Raw genomic sequence first — 14170 nt, 5'->3', positions numbered from 1 at the left:
CGGCGGCCATGTCGGTTTTGGGAAGCATCCTGCTGGTCACAGCTTGCAGCGGCGAAGATTCGCCGGATCCGCAAGGCAAAGTGATTCCAGAGGAGAGCACCTTCTTCTCCACCGTGCAGGTAGAGCCGAATTCCACTTACTCGACCTTCAGCGACGGGGATTTGTGGCCGGTCGCCTGGTCCGACGACGACAATCTCTATACCGCGAACGGGGACGGCGCCGGTTTCGATTTCGGATCCGAGTTTTCCGACATCGTCGTGAACAAGATCACCGGCTCTCCATGGACCCAAAACCTCGATGGAGAGAGATTGGCAGCGGGGGACGGCGTGAGCCAAGTATGGTCCGATCCGGCGCTGTATAACCGGAAACCGACGGGCATGGTCTCCGTGAACGGCGATTTGTACCTGGCGGTGCAGGACCTGAGCAAGGACGATAAAACGGGGGACATTTTCAACGAGGTGCCGGCCGCGACCATCCTGAAGTCCACCGACAAAGGGAAGAATTGGAAGGTGGGGCCCAACGCCCCGATGTTCAAGGACCATGTCTTCACGACGGTCATGTTTTTGGATTACGGCAAGGACGGGGCGAACAACACGTTCGACGACTATGTCTACGCGTACGGAATGGATTACAACTGGCGGGACTCGTTTAACGATAAAGTGACGGACCCGACCAAGCTGTACCTGGCCCGGATGCCGAAGGATAAAATCCAGGACGTGTCGGCTTGGGAGTTTTACGCCGGGAATCTGAAGGGCAAGGCGAAATGGACGAAAGCCGGCGATATCGCTTCGAGGAAGCCGGTGCTGCAGGACGACCGCCGGGTGTATACGGACCGCCTGACGGACGGTTTGGGCAACATGTCCGTCATTTCGCAGGGCAGCATCGTATACGACAAACCGCTAGACCGCTATTTATACACGTCGTGGACCGAATTCACGTTCGAATTTTATGAGGCGCCGAAGCCTTGGGGCCCATGGAAAAGATTCTATTCGGCGGACTTCGGGGATTATCCGTGGACGCAGGATAAGAACGGCGGCTACGCGACGGTCATCCCGTCTAAGTTCATCAACGAAGACGGCCGCGAAATGTGGCTGAACGCCAACACGTTCGTCGGAGGCGTGAAAAACTACGATTTCTCGCTCCGCAAAATGAAAGTGACGCCTTATAAGAAAACGAAAGCCACCAACCGGAAGAGCAACGACAATCTGGCACTGCCTTCCTATGACCCGGATGTCGCCCCTTACGCTAGAACGATGGGCAATGGGGGGAACGCCAAACTGAACGACGGCAAAAAGGACGAGTCGGTGGACAGCTTTAACGGCGAACGGAAGCCCGAAGATTGGTGGGGGTACGTCTGGCCGAAATCTTACCGGATGAACAAAGTCGTGTTCACCAACGGGACTCCTTCGTCCTCCGGAGGGTGGTTCGAAAACGTCCGGGTTCAGGTGCGGCAAAATTTCGAATGGGTGGACGTGAAAAACGCCAAAGTCTCGCCGGCTTATCCGGCCAATGCGAGCGCGGAAGATCAAACCTATACGTTCACGTTCGACGAGATCGCCGGAGACGGCGTGAGGATTATCGGCAAACCTGGCGGAGATGAAGCGTTCACGTCCGTCAGCGAGCTTGAAGTCTACTATTCTTGACGATAAACGAAGGAGATGAAGAGAATGTATAATTTTAACGGTTTGGATATGGGATTGGGCAATTTGGCGCGCCTGTCGAACGCGGTGACTCGTTCGATCAGCCCCGAGAATTTCACGGGAGAGAAGGGCAAGGGCGCCATGGCGACGGAAGGTACAGGCGCGGCCTGCGCGCGGGATCTCGGCGTCGGCTGGAAAGTGTCGCCTTCCGTAGAGATCGAACCGGGCACGGAGTTCGTGATGGGCGAGATTCAAGGCCCCGGCGCCATTCAGCACATTTGGCTGACGTGTTTCCCGCCGGAATGGCGGAACTTGATTTTCCGGCTTTATTGGGACGGAGAGGAGACGCCGTCGGTTGAAGTGCCGGTGTGCGACTTCTTCTGCAACGGCTGGCAGGAGCGCGCCGACGTCAACTCGTTGCCGATCGCCGTCAATCCGGCCGGAGGGTTCAACAGCTATTGGCTGATGCCGTTCCGCAAATCCGCCAAGATCACGATGGAAAACAAAAACCCAAATAAAGCCGTCCTGTACTATCAAATCGACTACACGTTGACGGAAGTGCCGGCGGATGCGGCTTACTTCCACGCGCAATGGCGCCGCAGCAACCCGGTCGCGTACAAGGACGTCCATACGATCCTCGACGGCATCAAGGGCAAAGGCCACTACGTGGGCACCTATCTGGCCTGGCAGGTGAATAACACGGGCTGGTGGGGAGAAGGCGAAATCAAGTTCTACATGGACGGGGACGGCGAGTTCCCGACGATCTGCGGGACGGGCACCGAAGACTATTTCGGCGGCGCTTGGAACTGGGAGCAGCCGCTGGGAACTTACAGGACCTATTCGACGGCTTACCTCGGCATGCACCAGGCGATTAAGCCCGACGGGTTATACCGCAGCCAACAGCGCTTTGGTATGTACCGCTGGCACGTCATGGATCCGATCCGGTTCGAAAACGACCTGAAGGTGACGATCCAAGACCTCGGCTGGCGTTCGGAACGCCGCTATTTGCCGCAGCAGAGCGACATCGCGTCTACCGCCTTCTGGTACCAAGCGGAGCCGCATGCCCCGTTCCCGACGCTTCCCGGCAACGACGAGCGCGAAGTGATTTGACCTGGCCCGCATGCTAACTGAGAACACCCCTAACGGGGTGTTTTCGCATTTACGACGAAAGGATAATGCATTTTACAACTTTCGTATAATTAACGCTTATCGTCCCGGTTGCTAAAGTAGGAAGGGCGCCGAATCCTAGCTTCGGCCTCAGGCATGCAACAAGGGAGGATGGCAACGAATGAATGGAATGGAAATCTTGGTTGTTGTTCATGTTTTGTCGGCGTTGATCGGGATCGGCCCTACTTTTCTGGGACATGTTTTCCTGCAACGACGCCAGAATGTACAGCAGTACCGCTCGTCAATCGGCTTCGCCGGCAAAATGGAACGGTTTCCGAAAATCGGAGGGACCATCGCCGTACTTTCGGGACTCGGACTTGCGTTGTCCGGGGATTACGGCACGTTTGCCCAACTCTGGCTATACGGCACTTTAGTGATCTATGTTCTCATTCAAATTACGATGATCGCGGCAGTTGCGCCTACGCTTAAGAAACTCCGAGACTGGCTCTATGATCCCGGCAATCAGCACGTGACCGCATTTCCCCCAGAGCAGCAAAAATGGGTCAATCGGGCAAGCGGTTGGCTGTATGTGGCTTCAGGGCTCGGCATTCTGATTTTTATCTTCATGATCGTAAAACCCGGCGCGTGATAGAGAAATCCGAAGCCGCGAGAGATCATGCTATTGAAAAACGAAAGCGGCTGGGGCAGTCACCTTCCAGCCGCTTTTTCACTTTATTGCTATTTTTAACTCGAAAATAAAACTATACTTTAATAGGAAATGGAATCCATACGGGTGCGGGCGGTGAACGTTTTGACGACAACGCGGGAGTTCGATGGAACCGGAGAGACGGAACCAAGCTTCGCGGACCGGGAAGATTACTATTTTGTAGGGCGAAACGCCGAGCGGCTGCGTTTCCGCGGCTATTTGGACGGACAACCGGAGAAACGCACGCTCTGGAGCATCAGCGGAACCGGAGGGATGGGCAAAACGACGCTGCTCGCGGCATTCCGCCGTGAAGCCGAGCGTGCCGGAGCCGTATTTTTGCTGATCGACAGCCGAGACATTCCGCACCGGGAAGACGAGGTGTGCCGCAGGATTCTCACACTGCTGGAAATCGCGCCGGAGAAGATGCCCGGAAGCGACGGCTCTGTATCCGCGTGGACGGAAGCTTGTATCGGAACCCTGCGCGAGATCGCGAAGAAGCGGCGTGTAATTCTCGCCTTTGATACGTTCGAGGAGTTTTCGGATCTGGAAGTTTGGCTTCGCGAGAGGTTGTTTGCCCGGCTGGCGGACAACGTTCTGCTGATGACCGCCGGCCGATTCCCGCTTGGCGGAGCCTGGACCGTATCGCCTGCCTGGAGGGAACGCTTGAATCCGATTCCTCTGGGCGCGCTGTCGCAAGAAGAATCCAGGGTGTATGCAGAACGCTGCGGTCTGCCGGAAGGAGAAGAAGCGGATCGCGTTTGGCGGGCTTCTTTCGGTCATCCCCTCGCTATGTCGCTGGCCACGGCGCACCGGACGAATATCGGCACGCATGCGGAAGCCATGGACAGCCGTGCTTGGTTCCATGAAATGGCGGACATCTGGCTGAAGGAGGTTGCGGATCCGGAGCTGCGGCTTCTCGTAGAGGCCGCGTCGCTGCCCAAACGGTTTAACGCAAGGATCCTTGCTGCGGCATTGGGCGTTCCCGAAATTCCGTCAGCCGCGTTTGACGGTTTGATCCGGCTATCGTTCATCCGGAAGGCGGACCAGGGCTGGGCGATGCATGACCTGATGCGGGATGCGGTCGCCGCTTACCTTCGGGAGCGCGAGCCGGACCGGTACAAGGCGCTTACCGCCAGGCTGGCCTGCTATTTTGCCGACCGGATACTGGAACATGGGGGAACGCGAAGCGTGGCCCATGAAGTCGGGGAATTGTATCAATTCGTCGGGGGAGAGACGATAACCGCCTTTTACCGTAACGCTCCGGCCCATTCGCTTTGGGAGCAGGTGAACAGCGAGACGGTGAAAGAAGCGGAGAAGTATATCCTTCTTCGGTTCGCCGCACCCGACCGCTTCATCTCGACTGTCGCGATCGAACCCGAAAGCGGTCAAGAGATACGCATCGCGTTCTCGGACTCTTTGCCGAAAGCCAGTCTGCAAGGATTGGATCCGCAGGCATGGTATGAGATGGATCAACGAAGCCTGTTCTTGCTTCGCGATGAAAACCGCGAGGCCGTAGGGCTGGCCGCTATCCTGCCGATTCATGCCGGGACGGTTGCCTATATGGATCAAGATCCGTTCAGCTCACCTTATATGTCCACCCTTTCTTCGGCGGTGCGCCGGTCCTTGACGGTCTCACCCGAAGAACCGGCCGGCTGGTTCATTCGCTCCATCGACTATAGCGACTGGACCGATCATCTCAGCCAAAACGAAGTATTCTCGCTCATGTTCAGATATCTTTGCTCAGGCAGGCTGCTCGTTTGCTGCCCGCCGCCCATCGAGGCATTTATGGTGATCCACGAACGAATGGGTTTTGAAGCAGCCGCCGGAACGGAACACGGAGGTTACCGTGAAATTCCCTCCCCCATGCTGGTGCTCGACACGCGCGGCCAACGACTGGCTCGGTTGCTGGAGCAGTTATTGAACCGGGCGGGTATTGCATGGCGGCATGGGGAATCTTCGGCCGACGCAGAGGAGTTGGCGATCCTCTCGGCACGGGAGCGGGAGGTCGCGATGCTCGCGGCGGAAGGGTTGTCGAACGCCGAAATCGCGGCCAGGCTGTACGTAAGCGAAGCCACGGTGAAGAAGCATCTCTCGACCATTTTCGAAAAACTGGGGCTGAAGCGCCGAAGCCAGCTGGCCACGCGGTTCGCCCGTCATCCCCTCCTCTGAACAAAAAAATCGCCGGCGCTCCCTGAGCGCCGGCGATGTTCTTTTTAACGGCTGTAACCGCCGAAAGTATACTGCAACTTCTACTTTCGAGGAATATGACGCTTCATAGACAGGTGATACATTTAGTAACGATAGTGCACTCAAGTCGGATAGATCACGAAATCATGAGGAGAGGGAGTTTTTAACCATGGCCAGATACGATACGTCCATTGAAATCGATGCCCCCGTCGAACTCGTTTGGACGCTCACGCAAAGCGCGGAGCGCAGGCCGGAGTGGGACGGCAGGGTGCAGTGGGTGGAGCTTTTGAACGCGGAAACGCAAAAGAAAGGTACGGTCATGCGTACGCTCGGCTCGACGTGGGGAAGGCCTTTTTATTTTGATTTGGAAACCGTCGTGTTCGAACCCTGCAGAAGATGCGCCGTCGTATTGGTCGGCTCGAAGGGAATGCCTTTCGTGAAAGGCGGAGGCACATGGAAGTACGAAGAGCTCGGCGAGTCGCGCTGCCGGTTCCGGGCGACGCAAAATTTCAATGCTAAAAACAGCTTATTCGGACGAATCGCCGACAAGTTATTTTATCAGCCCTATTTAGAGCGGACGACGGAGCAAAGTCTCATTCGATTAAAAAAGGTGGCCGAGGCCGATGCAAAGCAAGGGCAGACTTCCCGCGGCGAGGCGTTAGGATGATACGAACAACAGCTCGGCCAACGACGCGGCGGCACTGCCGTTGCCCCAGTCGAAAATGGTGAATTCGCCGACCTCGCCTACCATCGAGCCGCCGTGATGGAAATTTTCCATTTCGAAGCCGTAGTCGCGCGGGCCAAAGTGGGGATGCTTGCGTTCGTACAGCGCTTTGACCTCCGGGTTTTCCGGACAGTACATCATGTAGAACGAGGCGCGCATCGCCCATAAGCCGCGGTACAGGTGCTCTTCTTTGCCGGTCAGCCGGTAATAGGCCATGTGGGTCAGCGCGGCGAGACTCTGCCGGGCATCGTTCCATTCGTCGTCGGAGTTCAGGACGCCGTAGCCGCCGAGCGCCGGAATGCCCAGATAGGGAGGGTTCCACACCGCTTGGTACAGCGAGAGCTCGGCCAAGACGTCTTCTCCGGTCTTCAAGGCTTCCGGATCCCGGCTGAATTCATGCCATTCCCGGAAAGCTTCCGCCGTCCAATACATCGAGAACGTGGATTGATTGAACAAGCCGCTTCTGGCGTCCTTGACGCCGGGCTGCTTACGTTCCCAAGCCCGCGCGCAAGACCAATACGTTTCGAAGTCCTCCCACCTGCGCTCTGGAAGGATATGGTCCCGCAAGAACCCGATCCCGGCTTTCGCCGCACGCTGGGCGTCGGCATTCGGCCGCAGCCGGTTCAGCCGCAGCAAAAACCAGACGTGCAAAGCGGTTTCCGCGCTGTCGCGAAGCCAAGGAGAGACGTGTCCCGTCTCGGTATGAACCCAGGCGGGGAAGCTTCCGTCTTCGTTCTGCAATTCCACCAGACGGTCGGCGTATGCCGCCGCATATTCCGCGAGCCGCTCGTCCTGCTCGATGTCCTCGTACCACCGGAGCATCCAATAGCAAGTCCAGGACATGTCGAGCAAGTGGGCGTATTCATCGTGCCCTTGCGGCCGGCGGTCGGAATGCCCCCACGCTCCGTCGGTCCATTCCTGGGTATCCCCCGCCGTGAAGACGGACGGAAACAGCCCGTTCCGCATCGGAGCGGCCAGCGCGAACTCTTTGTTCAACTCGGCCCGCCGGATCCAATCCGGATCGTTGCGCCGCTCGCCCCACAGGCGATAGCCGTAGGCGCTGCGAAGGCCGCAGAACCACGCCTGGTTCCACAGGCTTTTGCGCTCCCGCCATAAGTTCTCTTCCCCATGGCCGGGAGCTTGGGCTGCCCTTACGATGAAGACCGGGCCGCCGACCTCCCGTTCGCCGATCCGAAACTGCTGCCAGACGACGCTCTCCCAACGCCGGAAAGCCCAGTCGTAGGCATGGTCGACATACCGGGAGAGGTCCGGAAGCGAAGAGATCCCGCCGCCCTCGCGCTTCATTCTCGGTTCCGCGAACCGCCGCCAAATCCAATCGCTGACGGCTGAATAACGGCGGTTTTCCTCCACCTGCTCCCATTCGACCAAGTAAAAAGAGAACAGCGTCTGCCCTGTGCGGACCTGCAACGGCCGGCCGCTCTTGCGATGATAGACGTGTTCCTTCTTCTCGTAACGGCACAGCCCGTAGAACAGGTTCCGGTCGGTCTCAACGAAATCCATCACGTGAGGCTCCTCACGGTTATCTTTGAGCCAGTCGAGATCGGGATAAAGCGCGAACTGTCGCTGTCCGTCCCGCAGCACGATTGCCGGCGAGCGGAACAGCAGGTCGCCGATGACCATGTTCCCTTCCGGCGCCAGGTGCGGCTTCCACATCAATCGGATCCGGTCATCCGCGACCGGCATATGCAGCAGGCATTCCGCCGCTTCACGAGACTCCCCTTGCCATACCGCCGTCACCCGTGCCGTGCGGATTCCTTCCTCCGACGGCACATCGGCGACGACCACCGCCATTTCCCTCGCGTCCGGCTCCAGCCGGATCCAGGTTCCGATCCATTCGGTCGAAGTACCCATGAACATTCCCCCCATATATTGCCGATACAATGTGGAATCGATTGCATATTCCTCTAGATCATCATAAACTGGATGGGAGCGGGCTTCAATACGCAAGATTTCCATTGAATTCGAAATGGCCCGGTGCTAGTGTGAGAATGTGTAACCGATTGCATTCGACGGAGGACCAGATGGACAAGCATACGATTTATCATATCGCGGAGCGGGTCGGCGTTTCGCCTTCCACCGTGTCGAGGGCGTTGTCCGGCAGGGGATATTGCGGCGAGAAGACGAAGGCCAAAATCCTGAAGGCGGCCGAAGAGTTGAACTACGCGCCCGACAGCGCCGCCAAAATGCTCAAAATGAGGCAGACGAACAAAATCATTTTCGCGGTTCCCGATATTTGCAATCCTTTCTATTTCGACATGATCAACGGAATCAACCAGGTGCTCGAGGAGCACGGCTATCTGCTGATTCTGTTCTATACGAAGCACAGCTTAAGAGATGAACTCAAAGCCATCCAAAACCTTCGGGAAAGGGTGGCGGACGGCATGATCATGGTTTCCTTCAATTTCTGCGAAGAAAACATCGGGGCCATCAACGCCCTGCAAGAGCCGGTCGTGCTGACGAATAAATACGTTTCCCCGAGCGGCAAAGACCGCTTCGATTACGTGTACGTCGATACGTATACCGGCATCAAACAGGCGACGGAGCATCTGATTGGACAAGGCATCCGCAGAATCGGGTATATCGGCGGCAGCTTGGCCGAGCAGACGGGTTACCAGCGTTTTTGCGGATACCGTGACGCCTTGGAGGAAGCGGGGCTGCCGCTCGACGACCGGCTGATCTCGGAATCCGATTATACGGAAAACGGGGGCTATCTTCACGCCAAAACGTTGTTGGGGACGACGGATAAGCCGGAGGGGATCGTGGCGGCCAACGACCTGATGGCGATCGGCGTCATGAAAGCTTGCGAGGAAGCCGGCTTGCGTATTCCCGAAGACGTGGCCGTCGTGGGCATGGACAATCTCGACTTGGCGTCCCGGGTTTATCCCAAGTTGACTTCCGTGTCCCTCATGCAGGAGGAAATCGGAAGGAAAGCCGCCCAGGTTTTGATCAACCGGTTGCGGGGATACCCTGTTGATAAGACCGAAAGAAAGCTGCTTCCGCAGCTTGTCGTGCGGAATTCCAGCGTGAGGGCGGGGCTTTCATGAATCGATTCGGGTTCGGGAAATGGACGCTGCAGAAGAAAATGACGCTTCTCCTCGTGGTCTTCATTTTGATCCCGCTCACCCTGTTCGGCTACCTGTTCAGCGGAAGCTCCAACCGGTTCGTCTCCAAACGGACGGATCAGGAAACGAGCCAGGTGCTGAGCCTGGTAAAGCAGAACGTGGACCAGATGCTGAAGGAATACGAAACGCAGCTAAAGACGATCTACGACAACGAGGACGTCATTTCCGAGCTCAGCCGGATCGGGCGGGGCGGAGCGGAATCGGCGGACAATGCCGATACGATCAACCGCTTTTTGCGCAACTTCTTGAGGGGCAAGGAAGACCTGGACTCGATTTACCTGTACACGGCCGACCGGCAAGTGTATTTCGCCGACTTCAAGGGCTCGAACTTCTTCTTCTCGCAATTCCAGCTTCACCCGGAATGGCAGCGGACGGCGGAATTGGCCGGAGGCCGTGCGGTTTGGCTGCCCACGTACGTGTTGCCGGCGAACCGGTACTTGCCGCAGGCGACGCAATATTTTCTGCTCGGCATGCAAGTGAAAAACGTTACCGACGTCATGCAGACGCTCGGGACCGTATACATGAACGTGAAAATATCGGCGCTCGACCGGCTGATCCAGGGCGTGGACGTCAGCCCCCGCGGCATGCTGTTTCTTGCCGACGGGGAGGGGCACGTCCTGTGGCACCGGAATCCCGAAGCTTATCCCGTGAAGCTGGCCGAAATCCCGTTTTACCAAGATCTGATGAAACGGAAAACCGCGTCCTCCACCCAAGAGCTGAACGGCAATCTCTACCGGGTGAGCCTCGTGCAGTCCGACTACAACCATTGGTACTACATGTCGCTTATTCCGCAGTCCGACTTGAACGAACAGTCCCGCGATTTGCGCAAGTTCCTTCTCGTGACGCTCATCGCGTTCGGAGGCTCCTTCGTGCTGCTGGCATGGCTGACCTCGCGGTACATTACGAGGCCCGTCCGCCAAATGGCGCTCGCGATGAAGCAGATCCACAAAGACAATTTGGGCTTCCGGCAGCCGGCGACGTCCGCGGACGAAATCGGCATGCTTCAAACCTCGTTCAACAGCATGAGGGGCAGAATCACGGATTTGATCCAGGAGGTCCGGATCGTCTCGGACAAAGAGAAGGAAGCGGAGGTACGGGCCCTGCAGGCGCAAATCAACCCTCACTTCGTCTACAACTCTTTGGATACGATCAACTGGATGGCGATCGAGCGGGGGGAGACGGACATCAGCACGATGATTACCGCCCTGAGCGACATCATGCGGTATGCCATCCGGCCCGGCGAGCAGTGGGTCACGCTGGAGGAGGAGCTGAAATGGGCTTCCGACTACGCGTATTTGCAGAAAATGAGGTTCGAGGATCGGTTCGAAATCACGTTCGATGCGGAGCCCGACCTGCTTGCCTGCAAGGTTCCCCGCCTGTTCCTGCAGCCCTATCTGGAAAACTCCATTCTTCATGGGATGGAGCACGTCGAGGAAGGCGGCTTGATCGCCGTCACGGTCATGCGGGATCTCGCTACCGGTGGACTTCGCGTCGTGCTGGCCGACAATGGCGAGGGCATTCCGAATGAAGAGCTTCAAGACATCGTTCACCGCCGGAGCAAGGGCATCGGCATTTACAATCTGGACGACCGGCTGAAGCTGGAGTTCGGCCCGGAATACGGCGTGACGATTCAATCGTCGCCGGAAACCGGCACTTCCATTACGATCCTGCTGCCTGCGATCGATAAAATTCGGCAACAAGACTCAACTACAGCATTATCATCGGAGGGTGGATGATGTTTCGAGCCATCGTCGTCGACGACGAGCCCAGGGTTCGCCGGGGATTGCTGGCATTGATCCCGAAGCTGGATCCCGAGTGGAGCGTCGTGGGAGAAGCCAAAAACGGGCTGGAAGCGATCGATCTCGTCAAACGGGAAATGCCGGATTTGGTCATCACCGACATCCGCATGCCCCATATGAACGGGTTGGATTTGCTGATCGCATTGAAGGAATATCCGGTCCACGTCGTCATCCTGTCGGGGTACGGTTTTTTCGAATACGCGCAAACCGCCGTCAAGTTCGGCGCGTTCGATTATTTGCTGAAGCCGGTCAAACCTCCGGAAATCGCGTCTTTGCTGCAGCGCCTGAAAGAGCATAAACAGGTACGGGATTTGCCTGCCGGCCCCGCCGTGCCGGCGCTCAATTACTCCAAGTGGTGGAAGGACTGGTTGACCGGCTCCGAGGAAGCCGAAAGCTACGTCTCACGCCTGCGGGAACTCCTTCCGAAGAACGCGGAGCGATTCCAGATGATGGCGGTCGAGATCGACCGTTTCGACGAGCTCAGCCTGGAGGATCAGTGGGGGGACAAGCAGCTCGTCTCCTTCGCGGTGCGCAACGTGATCCAAGACGTGTTGGCCGCGGAGCGGGAGGCGCCGTTCGTCCATCTCTTCACGAGCGGACCGCAGCTCTATTACGTCAATGCCGGAGGCGGTTGTGCGCTGGACGCCGCCAAACGGGTTGCGGAAGAGGTCCGCAAATGGGTGAAAATCTCCGTTTCCGTAGGGCTCAGCGAGACGTCGGCGAAATTCGAAGCGTTGCCTCTCCTGTACCGGCATGCGGGGGAAGCCTTGCGCAACAAATGGATCCACGGCGGCGGAATCGTGAGCCGCTTTGAAGACGTGCTCAGCGGCGAGCGCGAAGCCTCCGGGTATCCGACCCATCTGGATGAGGAAATTTGCCGCGCCGTCCGAGCGGGCGACCGGGACAAAGCGCTGAAGGGCGTCGAAACGTTCCTGGACGAAATCAAGCGGAACAACGTGTCGTTCCGGCTGTTTCAGCGCTTCGGGCTGCAACTGCTTTCTTCCGTCAACCGGATCGTCTACGAGAACCGCGTTCACGACCTCGTGGCCAAGGAAGCCAGTCAGCCGCAAGACTTGTTCCAGCGGGACTTCGGCGCGGACGAGTTCATGGCTTACATGGGGGACTGGATCGGAGCGACGATCTCGGCATTGGATTGGAACCGGCAGCAACGCCATAACCGTACGATCGAGAAAGCGATCGAGTTCATCCACAAAAATTACGCCAAGGACATTTCCCTGGAGGACGTCGCGCTGCACGCCAAAATGAGCGGGAGCTACTTCAGCTCTTACTTCAAGCAAGAGACGGGCGACAACTTCGTCGAGTATTTGACCCGTTTGCGGATGGACAAGGCCAAGTCGCTCATGATGAACTCCGAGCTTCGCCTTTACGAGATCAGCCAGATGGTCGGCTATCAGGACGTCAAGTACTTTTCGCGTTTGTTCAAGCGCCACGCCGGGGTTACGCCGCAGGAATACCGCCAGTTCTTTTACCGCAAGGAGGACTCCTAGGATGACGAAAATCGCGCGCGGGGCTTTGGCGTTGCTGCTGGCCGTGCTCCTGTTCGCCGTCGGCGGATGCGGCAACGTGGTCCGATCGGAAGGGCCGGACGTCGATAAGCTGCTGAACGCGCCGAATTCCGATGCCGGCGGGGATAAGATCGTCCTCCGGCTGTGGTCGTTCCATCAAGCGATGGAGTACGACTTCTGGCAATGGCTGGCCAAGGAATACGAGAAAGAACATCCGCAAGTCGAAATCCGGGTGGAATACGTGTCCAGCGACGATTATTTCTCCAGCACCCGCCTTCTGTCCGCACTCGCGTCGGGACAAGGGCCGGATATTTTCTTCGTTTCCCCCGCGACGATCAAGCGGTTCGTGGACGCGGACTATTTGTACCCGCTGACGGATTACTTCACGCCGGAAATCCGGAGCGACTTCAACCCCGTCGCGCTGGACTCCGTGACCGTGGCGAACAACATCTACGCGGTGCCGTTCGAGACGGAATTGCTCGGCTTGTTCTACAACGAGGACATGTTCAAGTCCCATGGCCTGCAGCCTCCCAAAACGTGGGACGACATGATGAAAGCCGCCCGGATTCTCAAGTCCCCCGGCGTCACGGGACTCACGATCGAAACGTACGACGGCGTCTTCCAAAATTTTTCCTGGCTGCCTTTCCTGTGGCAGACGGGCAGCGACCTGCTCAGCGAAGACGGACGCTCCTCGGCGCTCACCGGTTCGCGCGCGAAGAGCATGTATGCCTTCTTCCGCAGCATGGTGGAGCAAGGGTTGATCAATCTCCGCCCGTCGCGTCCGACGACCGATATCGGCATTCTCGCCAGCGGCGAAACGGCCATGCAGGTGAGCGGGTCCTGGAACATCCGCATGCTGGAAACCGAGTTCAAAGACCAGCCGATCGGCGTCGTGCCGCTGCCTTTGCCGGAGGGCGGAGCGCCGGTGACGATCTCCGGCGGCTGGAAGATGGCCGCGAACCGGCAAAGCGAGCATGCGGAGGAAGCCGCGAAATTCATCATGTGGGCGTTTGCCGGCAAGCCTGAAATTCCGCTCAAGTGGGTCAGCGAGACCAAGTTCGCGTACTCCCCGCGCAAATCGGTGATGGAAGCGGGCCAAGACTTTTACCGAAAAGGGCTCAGAGAGGTGTTCACCGACCAAATATACGGGACGGAACGGGCCGAACCCCGTCTTCCCGAGGATATCAACCGGATTTTCTCGGATTCGCTGCAGCAGCTGCTGTTCGGGACCGCGACGCCGGAGGAAATCGTGCGTAAAGCCGACCAGCGCATTCAAAGCAGCCTGGATGCCTCCTTGAAATAGTCCACCCTCCCAAAATATTTCCCGTTATGGACCCC

At 57.7% G+C, this 14170-nt stretch carries 10 protein-coding genes; 9 read left to right on the top strand and 1 reads right to left on the bottom strand.

Annotated features, from left to right (window positions below):
* Nucleotides 1–8: 8 nt before the first annotated feature.
* The 5 genes from EAV92_RS13345 (at nt 9) to EAV92_RS13325 (ending at nt 6307) form a co-directional block, all read left to right on the top strand.
* Nucleotides 9–1643 carry a DUF4185 domain-containing protein gene (locus tag EAV92_RS13345; RefSeq protein ID WP_164472768.1) on the top strand — a complete coding sequence of 545 codons (1635 nt, stop codon included), beginning with the start codon at nt 9–11 and terminating at the stop codon, nt 1641–1643.
* A 24-nt stretch (nt 1644–1667) separates the two neighbouring features.
* Nucleotides 1668–2750: a glycoside hydrolase family 172 protein gene (locus tag EAV92_RS13340; RefSeq protein ID WP_123041555.1), complete on the top strand. Its 1083-nt coding sequence runs from the start codon at nt 1668–1670 to the stop codon at nt 2748–2750.
* Between the two features lie 178 nt (nt 2751–2928).
* Complete coding sequence (locus EAV92_RS13335) at nt 2929–3396, top strand: DUF2269 family protein (protein ID WP_241158266.1); 468 nt, start codon at nt 2929–2931, stop codon at nt 3394–3396.
* Nucleotides 3397–3558: 162 nt separating this feature from the next.
* The gene (locus EAV92_RS13330; protein WP_164472767.1) at nt 3559–5622 is read left to right on the top strand and encodes a LuxR C-terminal-related transcriptional regulator; all 2064 of its coding nucleotides are present in this window, start codon (nt 3559–3561) and stop codon (nt 5620–5622) included.
* 187 nt (nt 5623–5809) lie between these two features.
* Nucleotides 5810–6307 (top strand): SRPBCC family protein, encoded by a 498-nt coding sequence (locus tag EAV92_RS13325; RefSeq protein ID WP_123041553.1) that lies wholly within the window; start codon nt 5810–5812, stop codon nt 6305–6307.
* On the opposite strand, the gene EAV92_RS13320 is transcribed toward EAV92_RS13325, so the two are convergent.
* On the bottom strand, nt 6299–8236 hold the full coding sequence (locus tag EAV92_RS13320) for a prenyltransferase/squalene oxidase repeat-containing protein (protein WP_123041552.1): 1938 nt from the start codon (nt 8234–8236) through the stop codon (nt 6299–6301). The genes EAV92_RS13325 and EAV92_RS13320 overlap by 9 nt on opposite strands.
* A gap of 170 nt (nt 8237–8406) precedes the next feature.
* Between EAV92_RS13320 and EAV92_RS13315 the strand changes: the two genes are divergently transcribed.
* From EAV92_RS13315 to EAV92_RS13300, 4 genes are read left to right on the top strand one after another with little or no spacing between them, the layout of a single operon-like run.
* Nucleotides 8407–9429, top strand: a complete 1023-nt coding sequence (locus tag EAV92_RS13315) for a LacI family DNA-binding transcriptional regulator (protein ID WP_123041551.1) — start codon at nt 8407–8409, stop codon at nt 9427–9429.
* Nucleotides 9426–11243 carry a cache domain-containing sensor histidine kinase gene (locus EAV92_RS13310; RefSeq protein ID WP_123041550.1) on the top strand — a complete coding sequence of 606 codons (1818 nt, stop codon included), beginning with the start codon at nt 9426–9428 and terminating at the stop codon, nt 11241–11243. The genes EAV92_RS13315 and EAV92_RS13310 overlap by 4 nt, the downstream gene beginning before the upstream one ends.
* The gene (locus tag EAV92_RS13305; protein ID WP_164472766.1) at nt 11243–12814 is read left to right on the top strand and encodes a response regulator transcription factor; all 1572 of its coding nucleotides are present in this window, start codon (nt 11243–11245) and stop codon (nt 12812–12814) included. Before EAV92_RS13310 ends, EAV92_RS13305 begins: the two co-directional genes overlap by 1 nt.
* A 1-nt stretch (nt 12815) precedes the next feature.
* Nucleotides 12816–14135 carry an ABC transporter substrate-binding protein gene (locus EAV92_RS13300; RefSeq protein WP_123041548.1) on the top strand — a complete coding sequence of 440 codons (1320 nt, stop codon included), beginning with the start codon at nt 12816–12818 and terminating at the stop codon, nt 14133–14135.
* Nucleotides 14136–14170 lie beyond the last annotated feature (35 nt).

It is taken from the genome of Cohnella candidum (genome assembly GCF_003713065.1).
Taxonomy (GTDB): Bacteria; Bacillota; Bacilli; order Paenibacillales; family Paenibacillaceae; genus Cohnella; species Cohnella candidum.
The sequence above is the reverse complement of the archived record's forward strand: the minus strand, read 5'-3'. Positions and strand labels throughout refer to the sequence as shown.

Excerpts from the sequence above, each read along its gene's own strand:
- EAV92_RS13300 (WP_123041548.1), top strand. The coding sequence starts at position 12,816 with ATGACGAAAATCGCGCGCGGGGCTTTGGCGTTGCTGCTGGCCGTGCTC.
- EAV92_RS13325 (WP_123041553.1), top strand. The coding sequence starts at position 5,810 with ATGGCCAGATACGATACGTCCATTGAAATCGATGCCCCCGTCGAACTC.
- EAV92_RS13310 (WP_123041550.1), top strand. The coding sequence starts at position 9,426 with ATGAATCGATTCGGGTTCGGGAAATGGACGCTGCAGAAGAAAATGACG.
- EAV92_RS13345 (WP_164472768.1), top strand. The coding sequence starts at position 9 with ATGTCGGTTTTGGGAAGCATCCTGCTGGTCACAGCTTGCAGCGGCGAA.
- EAV92_RS13340 (WP_123041555.1), top strand. The coding sequence starts at position 1,668 with ATGTATAATTTTAACGGTTTGGATATGGGATTGGGCAATTTGGCGCGC.
- EAV92_RS13320 (WP_123041552.1), bottom strand. The coding sequence starts at position 8,236 with ATGGGTACTTCGACCGAATGGATCGGAACCTGGATCCGGCTGGAGCCG.
- EAV92_RS13335 (WP_241158266.1), top strand. The coding sequence starts at position 2,929 with ATGAATGGAATGGAAATCTTGGTTGTTGTTCATGTTTTGTCGGCGTTG.
- EAV92_RS13315 (WP_123041551.1), top strand. The coding sequence starts at position 8,407 with ATGGACAAGCATACGATTTATCATATCGCGGAGCGGGTCGGCGTTTCG.
- EAV92_RS13305 (WP_164472766.1), top strand. The coding sequence starts at position 11,243 with ATGTTTCGAGCCATCGTCGTCGACGACGAGCCCAGGGTTCGCCGGGGA.